Genomic DNA, 13,590 nt, shown 5'->3' on the forward strand with positions numbered 1-13,590 from the left:
CAATGCGATCGTTAATGTTTGCCGCGCTATCTGCCGGAACCAAATCGATCTAGGATGTCTTGTCGATGTGAAGCTCGAACGCCGGGAGGCCTCGATGGGAACAAAACGATTCATCCTCGCAGGCGCTGCAGCCGTCACCATGCTTGCATCAAGCGCTTTCGCTGACGACATGACCGGAATGGTCACCAGGATTGATCGGCTCAACAACACGATCTCGATCCAGCAGACGCAGAAGGGGACGGTCGGCGGCAGTGCCGGCGGCGCCGGCGCGCTGCAGCAGTACAAGGCCAAGGATGCCGCGATGCTGGATGCCGTTCATGCCGGCGACAGGGTGAGCTACTCCGCGACCGACACGGATGGTACGGGCACGCTGACGAAGTTGCAGAAGCAGTAGCGCTTACTGATTGGGGCGCGGCTCCGGCTGCGCCTCTTCTGTTGGGAGTTTTGCCCGCTCCCAGCCGTCGGTGCCGTCCGGATACCAGGCGATGTTGGAATAGCCGTAGGCCAGCGCGCGCTTGGCGGCGTTCCAGGACATCCAGCAATCTGCGAGGCAATAAATCACGAGCAGCGCGGCCTTGTCGCCACGCGACGCGCGCGCGAGGCCCCGCTGGAGATAATCGTCCATAGGCGGCGCCAATGCGCCGTAGCCTGTATCTGGGAGCCAGATGCTGCCCGGGATGTCTTTCCGCGGCGTATCCCGCCACACCGTGCCTGCGGGAAGGTTCTTCGGCTTCGGCGCGCGCGGCAGCACGTCAATGAAGGCACCGCTCTTCGCGCGCCAGATGGCTTCCGCTTCCGCCGTTGTGAGAACGCGCGCGCCTTCCAGCGACGCCGGCACCGGCGCGCGGTAATTGTCGGTGCGAAAGCCCTCGGGTTCGAACGGCTCCTGCTGCTGCGCCGAATCTTGCTGCGCAAAGACCGGCGCCAAAAGGGTGGCGGCCACGAGCGCAGCGGCAAGGGGCCGGCTCATGGTGTTTTCTTGACCGTCTCCGCACCGAGCGGCCGGTCGCTCTCGTCGAGCAGCGGGACGCCGAAATCGAGCAGGATCTTGTTGATCTCGCCCTGGTTCTCCTGGATCAGCTTGTTGAGCTGCCGCTTCCAGTTCTGGTCGGCGGCGCGCACGCCCATGCCGATGCGATAGACTAATTTTGGCCCGGTGGTTTCCTTCACCAGCGGCGTCACGTGCAGCGAGCCCGCCTTCTTCGCGTAGAAGCCCGCCATCGGTCCCCACAGCACGCCGGCGTCGATCTTGCCGGCCGTGAGATCGTCGATCATCGCCTGGGCCGAATTGTCGTAGCGCGTATCGATCATCAACGGATACGGCTTTGCATCGCCCATCAGGCCCGCGATCGCCATGTTGGTCGCGGGCGGCGTGCCGGCGATGATGCCGACATGCTTGCCCTTCAACCTGGCATCTTCGAGCGTATCGACGTCCTCGAGCCCGCTGCCGGCCTTCGCGACAAGCGCATAGGACGTGCGGTAGTAGGGATTGGTGCCCTGCACGAGCTCGTCGCCCTGGGGAAAGCCCATGATGACGTCGCAGCGATGCGCGCCCAGAGTCATCCGCACGAAGCCGGTGGCTTGCGGAAAGAAGACATAGTCGAGTTTCTTATGGAGCTTGTCGGCGAACAACTCGGCGAGCTTGTTCTCGATCCCCTCGCCCTTCTCGTTGGAGAACGGCAGATTGCGCGGGTCGGCGCAGACACGCAGCACCTTCGGATCGATCAGCTCGAACGAAAGGTCGCCCGTTTCGCTCGTTTGCGCCACGGCGACATCGCCGACCATGCAAGAGGTCGCCATCACACACAGCAAGAACAACCAGCGACGATGTCGCCCGGTCTCCGTCATCGCGCTTCCTCCATCTTTTGTCTGAATGCTATCCTTGCAACGCAGGACGCACCATGTTTCGCCAAGCTTGGTGTTGGCCTTGTTGTGCTGCAGTGCAATGCGGCGAACCCTGTGAACTGAGGCGGAAAAGTGTCTCACCTCGCGTCGATGATTACTGCATTCGCCCTGCTGGGCCTGACCACGCTAGCACGCGCTGAAGCGACCGAATTGCCTGTGAGCGAAGTCGCACCGGGAATCTTCGTACACTCCGGGACTATCGCCCTGATGACGCGCGAGAACGAGGGCGATATCGCCAATGTCGGGTTCATTGTCGGCGCGGACGCGGTGGCCGTGATCGACACCGGCGGCAGCCTTCGTGAAGGCGAGGCGCTGCTGGCGGCCGTACGAGCTAGCACCGACAAGCCGATCCGCTACGTCATCAACACCCACGGCCATCCCGATCATGTTTTCGGCAATGCGGCCTTTGCCGCGGAGGGAACCAGCTTCGTCGGCCACAGCAAGTTGCCGCAAGCGCTGGCGACGCGCGGGCCGTATTATCTCGACAACTTTCGCCGCATTATGGGCGGCGAATTGATCGATCCCGTCAAGATCGTGCCGCCCACGCTGCTCGTCACGGACACGCTGACGCTCGACCTCGGATCGCGCCGCCTGACCTTGCGGGCATGGCCGGCCGCGCACAGCGACAATGATCTCACAATATTCGATGAGACAACGAAGACGCTGTTCGCGGGCGATCTGGTTTTTCTCCGCCACATCCCGGTGATAGACGGCAGCATTCGCGGCTGGTTTGGCCTGCTGAAAGAGCTGGAGATCGTTCCCGCGAGGCGCGTCGTGCCCGGTCACGGCCCTGTGAGCGACTGGCCTGCGGCACTCGCCGATGAACGGTGTTATCTCTCGACGCTGCTGTCGGACGTCCGTGCCTCGAACAAGAAGGGTGAATCGATCCGAACCGCGGCCGAGAAGGCAGCCGCGACGGAGCGATCGCAGTGGGAACTGTTCGACGATTACAACGCCCGCAACGCGACCGCAGCATTTTCGGAAATTGAATGGGAGTAGCGGACGCGCTAGGTTCGTCAGATAACTGCTTCGTCCGCGCGGGATCACGACCATGATGGGACATAGGCTCCGCCTGACCTTGATCGCGACTTTGGCCGGCATCAGCTTTGCGGTGCCGTTGCGCGCCGAGGAGGCCTACGATCCCTGGCCCGGCCTGGTGCAGGACATCTTCAACAACCGTCCGATGAACGACGGCAACGACGTCATCGGCATCGAGATGCCGTATCGCGCCGAAGACGCCGCGATCGTGCCGGTGACCCTGCGCACCAAGCTGTCGCCGGGCGATGCCCGCCGCATCCGCTCGATCACGCTGGTGATCGATCGTAACCCGGCGCCGATGGCCGCAAAGTTCGAGCTCGGGCCGGACGCCAATGTCTCGGAGATTTCCACACGCGTGCGCGTCAACAACTACACTGATGTCCACGCAGTGGCCGAGCTCAGCGACGGCCAGCTCTACGTCTCCAAGACCTACGTGAAGGCCTCAGGCGGCTGCTCGGCTCCGGCGGGGAAGAATGCGGAAGAGGCGCAGAACCACCTCGGTCAGATGCGCTACCGGCAATTCGCGCGCGAGGACGCGCCCGCGAGCCGCGTCCGCGAAGCGCAGATCATGATCGGCCACCCCAACAATTCCGGCCTGCAAATGGACCAGGTCACCCAGCTTTATATTCCCGCCTTCTTCATCAATCAGCTGAAGCTGACCCAGGACGGCAGCCCCGTGCTGTCGATGGAAGGCGGCATCTCGATCTCGGAAGATCCCAATCTGCGCTTTACCTATGTGTCGAACGGCGCAAGGCGCTTCCGCGCGGAAGCGCAGGACACGGACGGGCACGTGTTCAGGAACGAGTGGGATGTGGAGAAGCCGGGGACGTGAGTGGCTAGCCATTTCTCTCGTCATGGCCGGGCTTGTCCCGGCCATCCACGGCCTTCGTCATGCCGAGCTAGAACGTGGATGCCCGGGACAAGGGCATGACGACTACGATAGGCACGCCGCGAGTCAGCTAGAAGCACCTCACCTCGGCCTCAGCCTGCGCGCGCCTCAAATCATTCACCGCCGCGTTCGCCTGTTCTGATGTCCGAAACTGGGTGCCGAGATTGCCGCGGACCTGCGACATGCTGAGCGCAGTCTCGGCGGTGACATAGCGCTCATAGGAGACGATCGAGGCGACCACGTCGACCGAGCAGGAGCATTGCTCGATCGACTGCCGGGTCTCGCCATTGGCTTTCATGCAGCCATAGACATATTCCGCGCGCGCCGAGGTCGGATAATCATTGGCCTCCTCGGCCCGGGCCGCGTAGACCGTCGTCGCGAGGACGACCACAGCGGCGACAATCGGTCGTACCTGTCCCGTCAAACTCATGAGCGTCCTCCCGCTGGTTGCGATGGAAGCTATGCTATGCGTATTGTCCTGAAAAGCACTCTATCTGAGGAAATGGCTCACAAGGTGATGAGAGTTCCGGGACGAACATCGGCGCTCGCGATGATGCTGGCGCTGATGCTGGGCACGCCGGGCCATGCCGCGGATACCATCCGCCTTGCGGTGCAGAAGACCGGAACATTCTCCTGGGAACTGGCGACCATCCGCGAAGCCGGGCTCGACAAGGCGGCCAATTTGTCGCTGGAGGTCACCGAGCTCGCGAGCCCGGAGGCCGGCAAGATCGCGCTCCGTTCCGGCAATGCCGACATCATGCTGTCGGACTGGCTGTGGGTGTCGCGCGAGCGTGCGCTCGGCGCCAAACTGACCTTCTATCCCTATTCCAGCGCGCTCGGTGCAGTGATGGTGCCGGCAGCGTCACCAATCAAGTCGCTCGCCGATCTGAAGGGCCGCAAGCTCGCCGTCGGCGGCGGTCCGATCGACAAGAGCTGGCTGCTGCTGCAGGCGCGGATGAAGCAGGACGGCATCGACCTGAAGTCGGATGCAACCATCGTCTATGGCGCCCCGCCTCTGATCGCCGCCAAGGCACTCCACGGCGAGATGGATGCGAGCCTGAATTTCTGGAATTTTTGCGCGCAACTCGAGGCGAAAGGCTTTCGCCGGCTCGCCGATATCGAGGAGATCCTGCCGAAGCTGGGCGCCAAGGGCGCGGTCTCCGCGGTCGGTTACGTCTTCGACGAGAGCTGGGCCGCGGGCCATCGCGACGCCGTGGCCCGCTTCATTGCGATGACCCGCAAGGCCAAGCAATTGCTGGTCACCTCGGATGCGGCCTGGGACAAGATCGCTCCGCTCACCGGCGCGACCGATCCCATGATGCTCAAAACTTACCGGAACCGCTATCGCGACGGCATTCCGCGCCGGAGCATCACGGACGAGGAGGCGGATGCGCGGGTGCTCTATCGCGTGCTGGCCGAAATCGGCGGCCGCGACCTGGTCGGGCCTGCGGCCGAGCTCGACCCCGGCACCTTCTATCACGCAGTCCCCGGAGATTGAGGTGCTGCGCCTTCTGTCCTTTGCCCTGTTTCTGGCGGTCTGGTGGATCGCAGCGCTGTTCGTCGGTGGCCCAAAGCTGCCCTCCCCGCCTGCCGTGCTCGACGTCATCATCGCGGAAGCCGCGAGCGGTGCGCTGTTCCTGCATCTCGGTGCCACGCTCGCGCGTGTCGCATTATCCTTCGTGCTGGCGATGTCGCTCGGCAGCGCCATCGGCTATTTGATGGGACGGGTCAAGCTCGCCGACCGGCTCGGCGATCCCTGGCTGATCCTGCTGCTCAACCTACCGGCGCTGGTCGTGATCGTGCTGGCCTATATCTGGGCCGGGCTGACTGAGGCGGCAGCCATCGCGGCCATCGCCATTAACAAGCTGCCGACTGCGGTCGTCACCCTGCGCGAGGGCACGCGCGCGCTCGACCGCTCGCTCGACGAGATGGCGAGCGTGTTCGCGATGCCGCGCTGGCGCGCGTTCCGCCACGTGGTGCTACCGCAGCTCGCCCCCTATATCGCAGCCTCCGCCCGCTCCGGCCTGTCGCTGGTGTGGAAGATCGTGCTAGTCGCCGAGCTGCTGGGACGGCCGAACGGCGTCGGCTTCGAGATCGGCGTCGCCTTCCAGCTGTTCGACACGCCGCGGCTGCTCGCCTACTCCCTGACATTCGCCGCAGTCGTGCTCGTCATTGAAACCCTGCTGGTGCAACCGTTCGAGGCCCGCGCAACGCGGTGGCGGCCCCGTGCGGCTTGAGGTCGACATATCAGGCAAGACATTCAGGAATGCCGCGGGCGGAACCCACGAGGTGCTGGCGCCGGTGAAGTTCGCGCTGCAGTCCGGCGAGGTCGGCGTGTTGATCGGCCCGTCCGGCTGCGGCAAGAGCACGATGCTGCGGATCATCCTCGGGCTCGACCGCGACTTCGACGGCCATGTCGCGCGTCCGCCCGAAGCGCGGATCGGCATGGTGTTCCAGGAGCCGCGGCTGTTGCCGTGGCGCTCGGTCGAGCAGAACGTGCGGCTGGCTGCGCCTGACGTCACCGATGCAAAGCTCGCCGAGCTGTTTAGGATTTTGGAGCTCGACGCGCACCGCAGCCACTTTCCCGGCGAATTGTCGCTCGGCCTCGCCCGCCGCGTGGCGCTCGCCCGCGCGTTTGCGGTCGAGCCCGACCTGCTCGTGCTCGACGAGCCCCTCGCCTCGCTCGACGATGCGCTCGCCGGCCGCCTACGCGACGAGATCGCGACGCTGGTGGCGAGCCGCTCAGTGATGACCTTGCTCGTCACCCATAGCCTGGACGACGCCATCCGTCTCGGCGACCGCCTGTTTGTCCTGTCGCCGCGCCCAGCCCGCATTGTTCAGGAAGTACCGATTTCCACTCCGCGTGCGAAGCGCGGCGAAGCAGAGCTCGGCAGGATCAGAGCGGAGCTCGCGGCGTTGCAGCTTGAATCGAAGTGACAACTCGTGGTCAACTGACCAAAACGATGTCACGAGGGAGGTTCATGATGCGGCGCACGCTGATTGTGATCGGCATCCTGTTGGTTGCGATGCCGGGCGCGGCGCTCGCGCAAGCCAAAGGCAAAGGCATCCGGCTCTGGAATTTGACGAGTGAGACGATCTCCGGCTTCCAGCTCGCACCGGCCGGCAAGACCGATTGGGGCCCGAACCAGTGCTTGAACGACAAGGACAAGGAGGTCGATCACGACGAGCGGCTGCGCATCACCGGCGTCGAGCCCGGCCACTACGACGCCAAGGTCAGCTATCCCAATTCGCGGCAATGCGTCGTGCGCGACATCGAGATCAAGGCGGATGCGGTGTTTTCGATCGCCGACAAGGATTTGAAGGACTGCACCAAGTAGCGCGGAGGCCTACGCCTTGTCGTTCGGGTGCGGATATTCGCAGCGCCAGCGCACCGCCTGCCACTTCGGATGCTCGCCGACCCATTGCGCGATGTAGGGCGGCGCGGCCATCGCGCATTGCATCGGCGACCCCGCATAGTTGAACACAAGATGCTGCTCCTCGCAGGTCGCAGGCGAGAGCACCGCACATACAGTCACCACCAGGTCGATCGGGTTCATGCCGGAATCCTCGCGCAAGGCCGCTAGAGATTAGCACGAAAGGATACGCGAGAAGCGGCCGGAAGTTTCAATCCAGCGTGAGGGCGGGCACGGAACCCGTTTTGTTAGAAGTTAATCCCGAACACCAGCCGCGCCTGATGCCGCTCGAAATTGACGAGATCGAGATTGGCGCCCGATCCGGCGGGACGGCCCCAAGCCTGCATGCTCCAGCTCAAGGTGAGCCGCGATTGCTCCGAGAGCTGGACATAGGCGGTCGGCCCGACGAACAGGGCCTGGCCCGAGAGCTCGCCGAGGCCGATCCCTTCATATTGGCGGAAGTAGCGCATCTCCCCGCCGAGCAGCACGTTTGGGTTCACGCGCACCATGCCGGCGAAGGCCGCACCAATGGTGGAGCTTTTCTCGGACAGCCCGGTCACCTCGAAGCGCGCCCATTCCGGCTGGTAGATCAGATTGAGCGCGCCGATCGCGAAGTTAGGGATCAGCTCGCGATCGAAGGCGAGCGTGAAATCGGTGCCGTACATCCGTCCCTTCGCGCCGCTGATCTCGTCGATGCGGTCCCCGTGGGTCTCGGAGGCGATCGTCATCCCGAACGGGGCGCGCTCGCGGTCGAGCAGGCGATAGCGCAGATCGAGCGAGGCGCCCTGGAAATTGAATTGGCGGCGATCGTCGATGTCGGGAACGCCGGTGATGTCGTGCAGGGTCGCGGTGCCGCCGACCTCGATGCGAAAATTCGGCAACGGCACGATTTCGATCTCGATCTCCTGACCGAGGGCGCGATAGGTACCGCCGCCCTTGCCGAAGCGTCCCGTCGTCTGGGTCTGGAATTCGCGCTCACCGGGATTGCCGATATCGCTGCCGATCATGAAGCCGAAGATGTGCTCGGTGTCGAAGCCCTCCTCGGCATTAGCGCACCCCGGCATGAGCGCCAGCGCGCACGCGACCGCCGTCCAAATTGTGGGAGCTCCAATGCGCATCACGAACACTACCACGGCTTCGACGGTGTTCGCCATCGAAGCCGCGGCAGGTCGTCAGCCTTACTTGCGCGTAGCGCAGACGTACATGTTGATTTCCATGCCGACCGGCACTTCCACGATCTTCGGAGCTTTCCAAGCCATTCGGGCTCTCCCAAGGGATTGAGCGCGACATCGCGCCGGGCAAAACCTAAGGCTGCGTCAGGCGCGGTGCAAGTCTGGAATCGAACCGCGAACACAGCGAACCGGCGCGTGACACGCGTACAGTTCACTCTCGGACAAACCGCCTTCGCTCCCAGTCAAGCGCAGTTGATCTCAGCGCAACAATCGCAGCAGAGCGCGACCCGCGCGCGACTTCAACTCGTTGGCGTCGAGCGTCCCGTCATTGTCGGGGTCCGCCGCTTTGAAGCGTTGCTCGACCACTGACAGATATTCATCGAGCGTCAACGTTCCGTCGTGATCAGGGTCGCCTGCGGCGCGTTCTTTCGCCGTCAGCCGTCCGCGCAATTCGCGTGCATCGAGCGTACCATCATGGTCGGGATCGAGCTTTGCGAATAGTGCGCTCGCGGCCTTCTTCACCTCGGCAAGATCGACCGTGCCGTCGTTGTCGGTATCGAACATCTTGGTGGCGCTGCCGGATGCCGCCCAGGCCGGCCCGGAGAGCACGGCAAGCGCGAACGCAAGTGCAACTGAGCGACGCGTTATCATTCAGACCTCCCTGATCATGAACCCGCGATTCGCGCGGGATCGCGACACCATAAGTCCGCAAGCTGGCCCCGGTTCAAGCCGAATAACCATGCTGCCCGTACCGGAAACCGGGGCCGCGCCAAAATTTTCGCGTTGCGCCAATCTTCGCGCCATGGAAATTGGTGCAGCGCATTCGCGCAAGACGCGTAAGATTTCTCGAAGATTACCGTGCGAAGCTTGGCATCGGGCGTCCAACATATCGGCAGCGCACTTTCGACTTTCGTATTGACGGGTTTTGCATTCGAGACGAGTGTTGCTCTCGCAGCGTCAAAAGGCGCGCATATTGGGAGGAACGGATGAAACGCTTTGCGATGGCCGCGAGCCTCGTCATATCCGCATGCTCGGTTGCGAGCGCACAGACGACCGATCAACTGGTCAAGGGCGCAGCCGATACGTCGAACGTTCTCAACTACGGGATGGGCTACAATCTCCAGCGTTTCTCGACGCTGAACCAGGTCAACAAGGACACCGTCAAGAACCTCGTCCCGGTCTGGAACTACAGTTTCAACGACGATCGCAGCGAGGAATCGCAGCCGCTGGTGTACCAGGGCGTGATCTACGTGACCTCCCACAATGCGACCATGGCGGTCGACGCCAAGACCGGCAAGCAGATCTGGAAATCCAAGATCGAATATCCGGCCGAGACGCCGCGCATCGTCTGCTGCGGCATCATCAACCGCGGCGCCGCGCTCTTCGACGGCAAGCTGTTCCGCACCACGCTCGACGCCAACGTGATCGCGCTCGACGCCAAGGACGGCAAGGAGCTGTGGCGGCAGAAGGCGGCCGACATCAAGGAAGGCTATTCGATGACGGTGGCCCCGCTGGTCGCCGACGGTGTCGTCATCACCGGCATCTCCGGCGCAGAGTTTGGCACCCGCGGCTTCATCGACGGCTGGGATCCGGCAACCGGCAAGCATCTCTGGCGCACCCATTCTGTCCCCTCGCCGGACGAGCCCGGCGGCGACACCTGGAAGGGCGACACCTGGAAGCTCGGCGGCGGCTCGACCTGGATCACGGGGTCTTACGATCCCGAGCTGAACACGGTATATTGGGGTATCGGCAATCCCGGCCCGTTCAACGCGGCCGTGCGCCCCGGCGACAATCTCTACACCTGCTCCGTGCTGGCGATGGATCCCAAGACCGGCAAGATCAAGTGGCACTACCAGTTCTCGCCGAACAATCCGTTCGACTATGACGCGGTGGCCGAGATGGTCCTTGCCGACATGAATGTCGAGGGCAAGCCGACCAAGGTGCTGATGGATGCCAACCGCAACGGCTTCTTCTACGTGCTCGATCGCACCAACGGAAAGCTCCTTGCGGCCAATCCTTACGTCAAGGTGAATTGGGCGACGGGCATCGACATGCAGACGGGCAAGCCGATCGAGACCGATGTCAGCAAGGATGCCCGCGAAGGCAAGAAGGTGGTCGTCTTCCCGTCGTTGCTGGGCGGCAAGAACTGGGAGCCAATGTCCTTCAACCCGCAGACCGGGCTCGCCTACGCCAACACGCTGGCGTTCGGCGGCCACTACAAGACGGAGCCAGCGACGTACAAGGCGGGCGAATGGTATCTCGGCATGGACCTCACCGACCTCTGGGAATGGGGCACCGGACCGCGCGGCCATCTCAAGGCCATCGATCCCATGACGGGCAAGGCGAAATGGGAGGCGGCCAGCGACATTCCACGCTTCTCCGGCGTGCTGTCGACGGCGGGCGGCGTCGTGTTCACGGGTGCGCTCACCGGTGAGTTCGAGGCTTTCGATGCGGACAGCGGCAAGAAGCTCTGGCAGTTCCAGACCGGCTCGGGGATCGAAGGACAGCCCGTCACCTGGCAGCAGGATGGCGTTCAGTACGTTGCCGTCAACAGCGGTTACGGCGGCGTCTACTCGATCTTCTCGGGTGACGAACGGCTTGCGAGCGTGCCGGCCGGCGGTTCGCTTTGGGTGTTTGCGATTAAGCAGTGATCGCAGGTCACGCATGTTCATGAGACCGACTGTCAGGACGGCGGCGATCTTCGCCGCCGTCGCGATGGCTGCCGTCGCGGCAGTTGCGAACCCCGGCCTCGCAGAGGAATCGACTGCGAGCATTCAGGCCCAAATCGACGACGGCAAGTTGACCTATGCCCAGAAATGCTCGCACTGCCACGGCCCCAACATGATGAACTCCGGCACTATCACGCCGGACTTGCGCGCCTTTCCGGACGACAAGACGCGTTTCGTCACCACCGTGAAGAACGGCAAGAACAACAAGATGCCGCCCTGGGGCGACGTTCTCAACGACGACGAGATCAGCGATCTCTGGGCGTTCATCTCGAGCCGGAGGAAACCATGAGGAGCCGGCTGGCCGCACTCGGTCTCGCTGCGATGCTCGTTGCGCCGGGATCGGCAGCTTGGGCTGCCGATCCCCTGAGCATCTGTCTCGACGAGGACCGTCCGCCGCTCTCGATGCATCAGAAAGGCAAGCCGGACACAGGCTTCGACGTGCTGCTGGCGCAGGCGATCGCGGAGCGGATGGGACGACCGCTCAGGATTCAGTGGTTCGAGAGCAAGCTGGATGAGGATTCGAGCCCGCAGCTCGAGGCCAATGCGTTGCTCTCGGACGGCCGCTGCTCGCTGGTCGGCGGATACGCGCTGACGACGGATTCGCTTGTCGCGCCCGGCCTGAAGACGGCGCGCTTGCCCGATTTCGCGGGCGCCACGCGCGATGATCGGCGCCGCCGCGTTGCGCTCGGCGTGCTCGCGCCGAGCCGGCCTTATGTCTATTCGCCTATGACGGTCGTGCTTGGGCCTAAGGTGCGCGAGCGCAAGATCAACGCTATCGGCAATCTCGCCGGTCTTCGCCTCGCGATCGAAAGCGGGTCGCTCGGCGACGCCATCCTGATGACCTTCGACAAGGGACGGCTGATCGACGACATCACCCATCTTGTGCCCGGCCGCGACGACCTCCTGGGCGCGCTCGATCGCGGCGATTATGACGCCACCTTGATCGATCTCGCCCGCTTCGACGCCCACCGCGCCGCGCATCCCGACACGGCGATATCAGCTTCCGGCTACTATTATCCGATCGGCGCCAATCGCGGCTATGTCGGGCTCGCCAGCGACGGCGCGCTGGTCGATGGCGTCAACAGGGCGCTGACGGATCTTGCTACCGAGGGCAAGATCGCCGAATTCGGCAAGCAAGCCGGCCTCACCTATTTGCCGCCGCGCGAGCCCGCGATCCTCGGCGACGTCTGGACCAAGATCATTCAGCGCTGATTCGACTGTCATTCCGAAGCGCCCCGCAGGGCGAGCCCGGAATGACCGAGGGGCGGCTGGCAGTCAAACACGGCGACATTGGCTGGCTCGGTAACAGCGGCTCTCGTATGATGCACGCATTCATTCGTCCCCTCGGTGCCCTGTGAAGACCCCGAACATCCCGCCCTCCACCGGCCTGCGCGATGTCCTTTCCCGCGAAATCAGGACGGCCGAGCTCCTGCGTGCGCTGATCGTCGTCGGCCCGTTCGTGGCGGCCTATTTCATCTCGCGCGAGATGGCCCTGCTCAATCTGGGACTGATCGCGGTGTCGCTGCTCATTCCCGCGCTGCGGCTGCACCTCCCGCCAAAAGTGATCACATGGCACTACGTCGCGATCCTCGTGGCGTTCGCGGCGCTCTTCCTTGCGGCTTGGATCAAGCCGCTGTTCGTGATGCTGACGGCGCTTACTGGCTTCCTTGCGGTGGCGGCGACACGCCATGGCGAACATTTTCGCACGCTCGGCAATTGGGTGTTCATCCCGGCCGTCTATCTCGCCTGCGAGGTGCGCGAGGGCGCGAACACTTCGGAGGCGTTGCGGCATGCCGGCATCATCATTGTCTCCTCTCCGGTTGCGCTGGCACTGGTCTGCGCCATCCAGATTTACGATCAGCGGCGTAGCCTCAATGCCGCGACCTCCTTCGGGCCGCCGGCGGGTGAATGGCTGCTGCCCGCAGCGGCCACCGCCTTGGCAGTCTTCGCAGCAGCCGCCCTGGTCGAGATCCTTGACCTCGGGCAGGGGCAATGGGTGATGTGGTCGGCCGCGAGCGTCGTGGTCGGCGATCTCTCCGCTTCCACCGACAAGCTCAAGCAACGTGCCCTCGGCGCGTTCGTCGGTGTGCCCTTAGGCCTCCTCGCCGGCATGGTGCTGCCGCTAAACCGCGTCTGCTATGCGCTTGCGGTTCTCGCGGCCACACTCACGCTGATCTCGTTCTCCCGCTATATCGTCGGCTTCGGCCTGCGTTGCTTCTTCATTGCGCTCGCCGCATCCTTTGCCGGCGGCGCCAGCGGCATTGCCGAAGAGCGCGTCGCCAACGTGATCATCGGGGGCGCGTTCGGCCTCATCGCGGTGGCCCTGACCGGCATCGTCTGGCAGCGCGTGATGCGGAGGGCCCCGTCGTCGGGATGAGGCGCAGCGACGGCGAGGTCGCGCCAGGAAGCATCTTCGAAAAAAATGATGACCGGCAACAATGCCG

The 13,590-nt window shown here is 63.7% G+C and carries 18 protein-coding genes; 11 read left to right on the forward strand and 7 right to left on the reverse strand.

Translation table 11 applies throughout. The features are described 5' to 3' along the window. Nucleotides 1–94 precede the first annotated feature (94 nt). Nucleotides 95–394 (forward strand): copper-binding protein, encoded by a 300-nt coding sequence (locus JJE66_RS00120; RefSeq protein ID WP_200512115.1) that lies wholly within the window; start codon nucleotides 95–97, stop codon nucleotides 392–394. Nucleotides 395–397: 3 nt separating this feature from the next. Here the strand turns inward: JJE66_RS00120 and JJE66_RS00125 are convergent, their stop codons facing one another. Next, nucleotides 398–970, reverse strand: a complete 573-nt coding sequence (locus JJE66_RS00125; RefSeq protein WP_200512116.1) for a PQQ-dependent catabolism-associated CXXCW motif protein — start codon at nucleotides 968–970, stop codon at nucleotides 398–400. Beyond that, nucleotides 967–1,848, reverse strand: coding sequence for a substrate-binding domain-containing protein (locus JJE66_RS00130; protein WP_200512117.1), 882 nt, complete (start codon nucleotides 1,846–1,848; stop codon nucleotides 967–969). The genes JJE66_RS00125 and JJE66_RS00130 overlap by 4 nt, the downstream gene beginning before the upstream one ends. Before the next feature lie 147 nt (nucleotides 1,849–1,995). On the opposite strand from JJE66_RS00130, the gene JJE66_RS00135 reads away from it, so the two are divergent. Both JJE66_RS00135 and JJE66_RS00140 read left to right on the forward strand, forming a co-directional pair. After that, nucleotides 1,996–2,904 (forward strand): quinoprotein relay system zinc metallohydrolase 2, encoded by a 909-nt coding sequence (locus JJE66_RS00135; RefSeq protein ID WP_210349685.1) that lies wholly within the window; start codon nucleotides 1,996–1,998, stop codon nucleotides 2,902–2,904. A 52-nt stretch (nucleotides 2,905–2,956) separates the two neighbouring features. Continuing rightward, entirely contained in the window at nucleotides 2,957–3,775 is an 819-nt protein-coding gene (locus JJE66_RS00140) for a quinoprotein dehydrogenase-associated SoxYZ-like carrier (protein WP_200512119.1), read from the forward strand. Nucleotides 3,776–3,902: 127 nt separating this feature from the next. Here JJE66_RS00140 and JJE66_RS00145 read toward each other — a convergent pair whose 3' ends face one another. Then, nucleotides 3,903–4,262, reverse strand: coding sequence for a hypothetical protein (locus tag JJE66_RS00145; RefSeq protein ID WP_200512120.1), 360 nt, complete (start codon nucleotides 4,260–4,262; stop codon nucleotides 3,903–3,905). Between the two features lie 87 nt (nucleotides 4,263–4,349). On the opposite strand from JJE66_RS00145, the gene JJE66_RS00150 reads away from it, so the two are divergent. The 4 genes from JJE66_RS00150 to JJE66_RS00165 are packed head-to-tail and all read left to right on the forward strand — an operon-like array spanning nucleotide 4,350 to nucleotide 7,170. Further along, nucleotides 4,350–5,330, forward strand: a complete 981-nt coding sequence (locus tag JJE66_RS00150) for an ABC transporter substrate-binding protein (protein ID WP_200512121.1) — start codon at nucleotides 4,350–4,352, stop codon at nucleotides 5,328–5,330. Nucleotide 5,331: 1 nt separating this feature from the next. Further along, the gene (locus JJE66_RS00155) at nucleotides 5,332–6,069 is read left to right on the forward strand and encodes an ABC transporter permease subunit (protein WP_200512122.1); all 738 of its coding nucleotides are present in this window, start codon (nucleotides 5,332–5,334) and stop codon (nucleotides 6,067–6,069) included. Then, nucleotides 6,059–6,769 carry an ATP-binding cassette domain-containing protein gene (locus tag JJE66_RS00160; protein WP_200512123.1) on the forward strand — a complete coding sequence of 237 codons (711 nt, stop codon included), beginning with the start codon at nucleotides 6,059–6,061 and terminating at the stop codon, nucleotides 6,767–6,769. The genes JJE66_RS00155 and JJE66_RS00160 overlap by 11 nt, the downstream gene beginning before the upstream one ends. Before the next feature lie 47 nt (nucleotides 6,770–6,816). Beyond that, nucleotides 6,817–7,170, forward strand: a complete 354-nt coding sequence (locus JJE66_RS00165; protein ID WP_200515231.1) for a hypothetical protein — start codon at nucleotides 6,817–6,819, stop codon at nucleotides 7,168–7,170. A gap of 9 nt (nucleotides 7,171–7,179) precedes the next feature. On the opposite strand, the gene JJE66_RS00170 is transcribed toward JJE66_RS00165, so the two are convergent. The 4 genes from JJE66_RS00170 to JJE66_RS00185 all read right to left on the reverse strand — a co-directional run bounded on the left by JJE66_RS00170 (nucleotide 7,180) and on the right by JJE66_RS00185 (nucleotide 9,068). Beyond that, nucleotides 7,180–7,389 carry a hypothetical protein gene (locus JJE66_RS00170; RefSeq protein ID WP_200472910.1) on the reverse strand — a complete coding sequence of 70 codons (210 nt, stop codon included), beginning with the start codon at nucleotides 7,387–7,389 and terminating at the stop codon, nucleotides 7,180–7,182. Between the two features lie 104 nt (nucleotides 7,390–7,493). After that, on the reverse strand, nucleotides 7,494–8,399 hold the full coding sequence (locus JJE66_RS00175) for a hypothetical protein (protein WP_200512124.1): 906 nt from the start codon (nucleotides 8,397–8,399) through the stop codon (nucleotides 7,494–7,496). A gap of 24 nt (nucleotides 8,400–8,423) precedes the next feature. Next, the gene (pqqA, locus tag JJE66_RS00180) at nucleotides 8,424–8,504 is read right to left on the reverse strand and encodes a pyrroloquinoline quinone precursor peptide PqqA (RefSeq protein ID WP_200474103.1); all 81 of its coding nucleotides are present in this window, start codon (nucleotides 8,502–8,504) and stop codon (nucleotides 8,424–8,426) included. A 171-nt stretch (nucleotides 8,505–8,675) separates the two neighbouring features. Beyond that, the gene (locus JJE66_RS00185) at nucleotides 8,676–9,068 is read right to left on the reverse strand and encodes an EF-hand domain-containing protein (RefSeq protein ID WP_200512125.1); all 393 of its coding nucleotides are present in this window, start codon (nucleotides 9,066–9,068) and stop codon (nucleotides 8,676–8,678) included. Nucleotides 9,069–9,403: 335 nt separating this feature from the next. Between JJE66_RS00185 and JJE66_RS00190 the strand changes: the two genes are divergently transcribed. The 4 genes from JJE66_RS00190 (at nucleotide 9,404) to JJE66_RS00205 (ending at nucleotide 13,523) form a co-directional block, all read left to right on the forward strand. Beyond that, a complete protein-coding gene (locus JJE66_RS00190) occupies nucleotides 9,404–11,068 on the forward strand; it encodes a methanol/ethanol family PQQ-dependent dehydrogenase (protein WP_200512126.1) in 1,665 nt (554 codons plus the stop codon). A 13-nt stretch (nucleotides 11,069–11,081) separates the two neighbouring features. Continuing rightward, nucleotides 11,082–11,435: a cytochrome c gene (locus JJE66_RS00195; RefSeq protein ID WP_200512127.1), complete on the forward strand. Its 354-nt coding sequence runs from the start codon at nucleotides 11,082–11,084 to the stop codon at nucleotides 11,433–11,435. Further along, entirely contained in the window at nucleotides 11,432–12,358 is a 927-nt protein-coding gene (locus JJE66_RS00200) for an ABC transporter substrate-binding protein (protein WP_200512128.1), read from the forward strand. The genes JJE66_RS00195 and JJE66_RS00200 overlap by 4 nt, the downstream gene beginning before the upstream one ends. A 142-nt stretch (nucleotides 12,359–12,500) precedes the next feature. After that, the gene (locus tag JJE66_RS00205) at nucleotides 12,501–13,523 is read left to right on the forward strand and encodes an FUSC family protein (RefSeq protein WP_200512129.1); all 1,023 of its coding nucleotides are present in this window, start codon (nucleotides 12,501–12,503) and stop codon (nucleotides 13,521–13,523) included. The last annotated feature ends 67 nt before the right edge of the window (nucleotides 13,524–13,590 follow it).

It is taken from the genome of Bradyrhizobium diazoefficiens (genome assembly GCF_016612535.1).
Classification (GTDB): domain Bacteria; phylum Pseudomonadota; class Alphaproteobacteria; order Rhizobiales; family Xanthobacteraceae; genus Bradyrhizobium; species Bradyrhizobium diazoefficiens_C.

Bases quoted from the DNA above. Each gene is read 5' to 3' on its own strand.
- JJE66_RS00145 (WP_200512120.1), bottom strand. From the start codon at position 4,262: ATGAGTTTGACGGGACAGGTACGACCGATTGTCGCCGCTGTGGTCGTC.
- JJE66_RS00200 (WP_200512128.1), top strand. From the start codon at position 11,432: ATGAGGAGCCGGCTGGCCGCACTCGGTCTCGCTGCGATGCTCGTTGCG.
- JJE66_RS00150 (WP_200512121.1), top strand. From the start codon at position 4,350: ATGAGAGTTCCGGGACGAACATCGGCGCTCGCGATGATGCTGGCGCTG.
- JJE66_RS00140 (WP_200512119.1), top strand. From the start codon at position 2,957: ATGATGGGACATAGGCTCCGCCTGACCTTGATCGCGACTTTGGCCGGC.
- JJE66_RS00195 (WP_200512127.1), top strand. From the start codon at position 11,082: ATGTTCATGAGACCGACTGTCAGGACGGCGGCGATCTTCGCCGCCGTC.
- JJE66_RS00130 (WP_200512117.1), bottom strand. From the start codon at position 1,848: ATGACGGAGACCGGGCGACATCGTCGCTGGTTGTTCTTGCTGTGTGTG.
- JJE66_RS00125 (WP_200512116.1), bottom strand. From the start codon at position 970: ATGAGCCGGCCCCTTGCCGCTGCGCTCGTGGCCGCCACCCTTTTGGCG.
- JJE66_RS00135 (WP_210349685.1), top strand. From the start codon at position 1,996: ATGATTACTGCATTCGCCCTGCTGGGCCTGACCACGCTAGCACGCGCT.
- JJE66_RS00170 (WP_200472910.1), bottom strand. From the start codon at position 7,389: ATGAACCCGATCGACCTGGTGGTGACTGTATGTGCGGTGCTCTCGCCT.
- JJE66_RS00120 (WP_200512115.1), top strand. From the start codon at position 95: ATGGGAACAAAACGATTCATCCTCGCAGGCGCTGCAGCCGTCACCATG.
- JJE66_RS00175 (WP_200512124.1), bottom strand. From the start codon at position 8,399: ATGGCGAACACCGTCGAAGCCGTGGTAGTGTTCGTGATGCGCATTGGA.
- JJE66_RS00190 (WP_200512126.1), top strand. From the start codon at position 9,404: ATGAAACGCTTTGCGATGGCCGCGAGCCTCGTCATATCCGCATGCTCG.
- JJE66_RS00165 (WP_200515231.1), top strand. From the start codon at position 6,817: ATGCGGCGCACGCTGATTGTGATCGGCATCCTGTTGGTTGCGATGCCG.
- JJE66_RS00185 (WP_200512125.1), bottom strand. From the start codon at position 9,068: ATGATAACGCGTCGCTCAGTTGCACTTGCGTTCGCGCTTGCCGTGCTC.
- pqqA (WP_200474103.1), bottom strand. From the start codon at position 8,504: ATGGCTTGGAAAGCTCCGAAGATCGTGGAAGTGCCGGTCGGCATGGAA.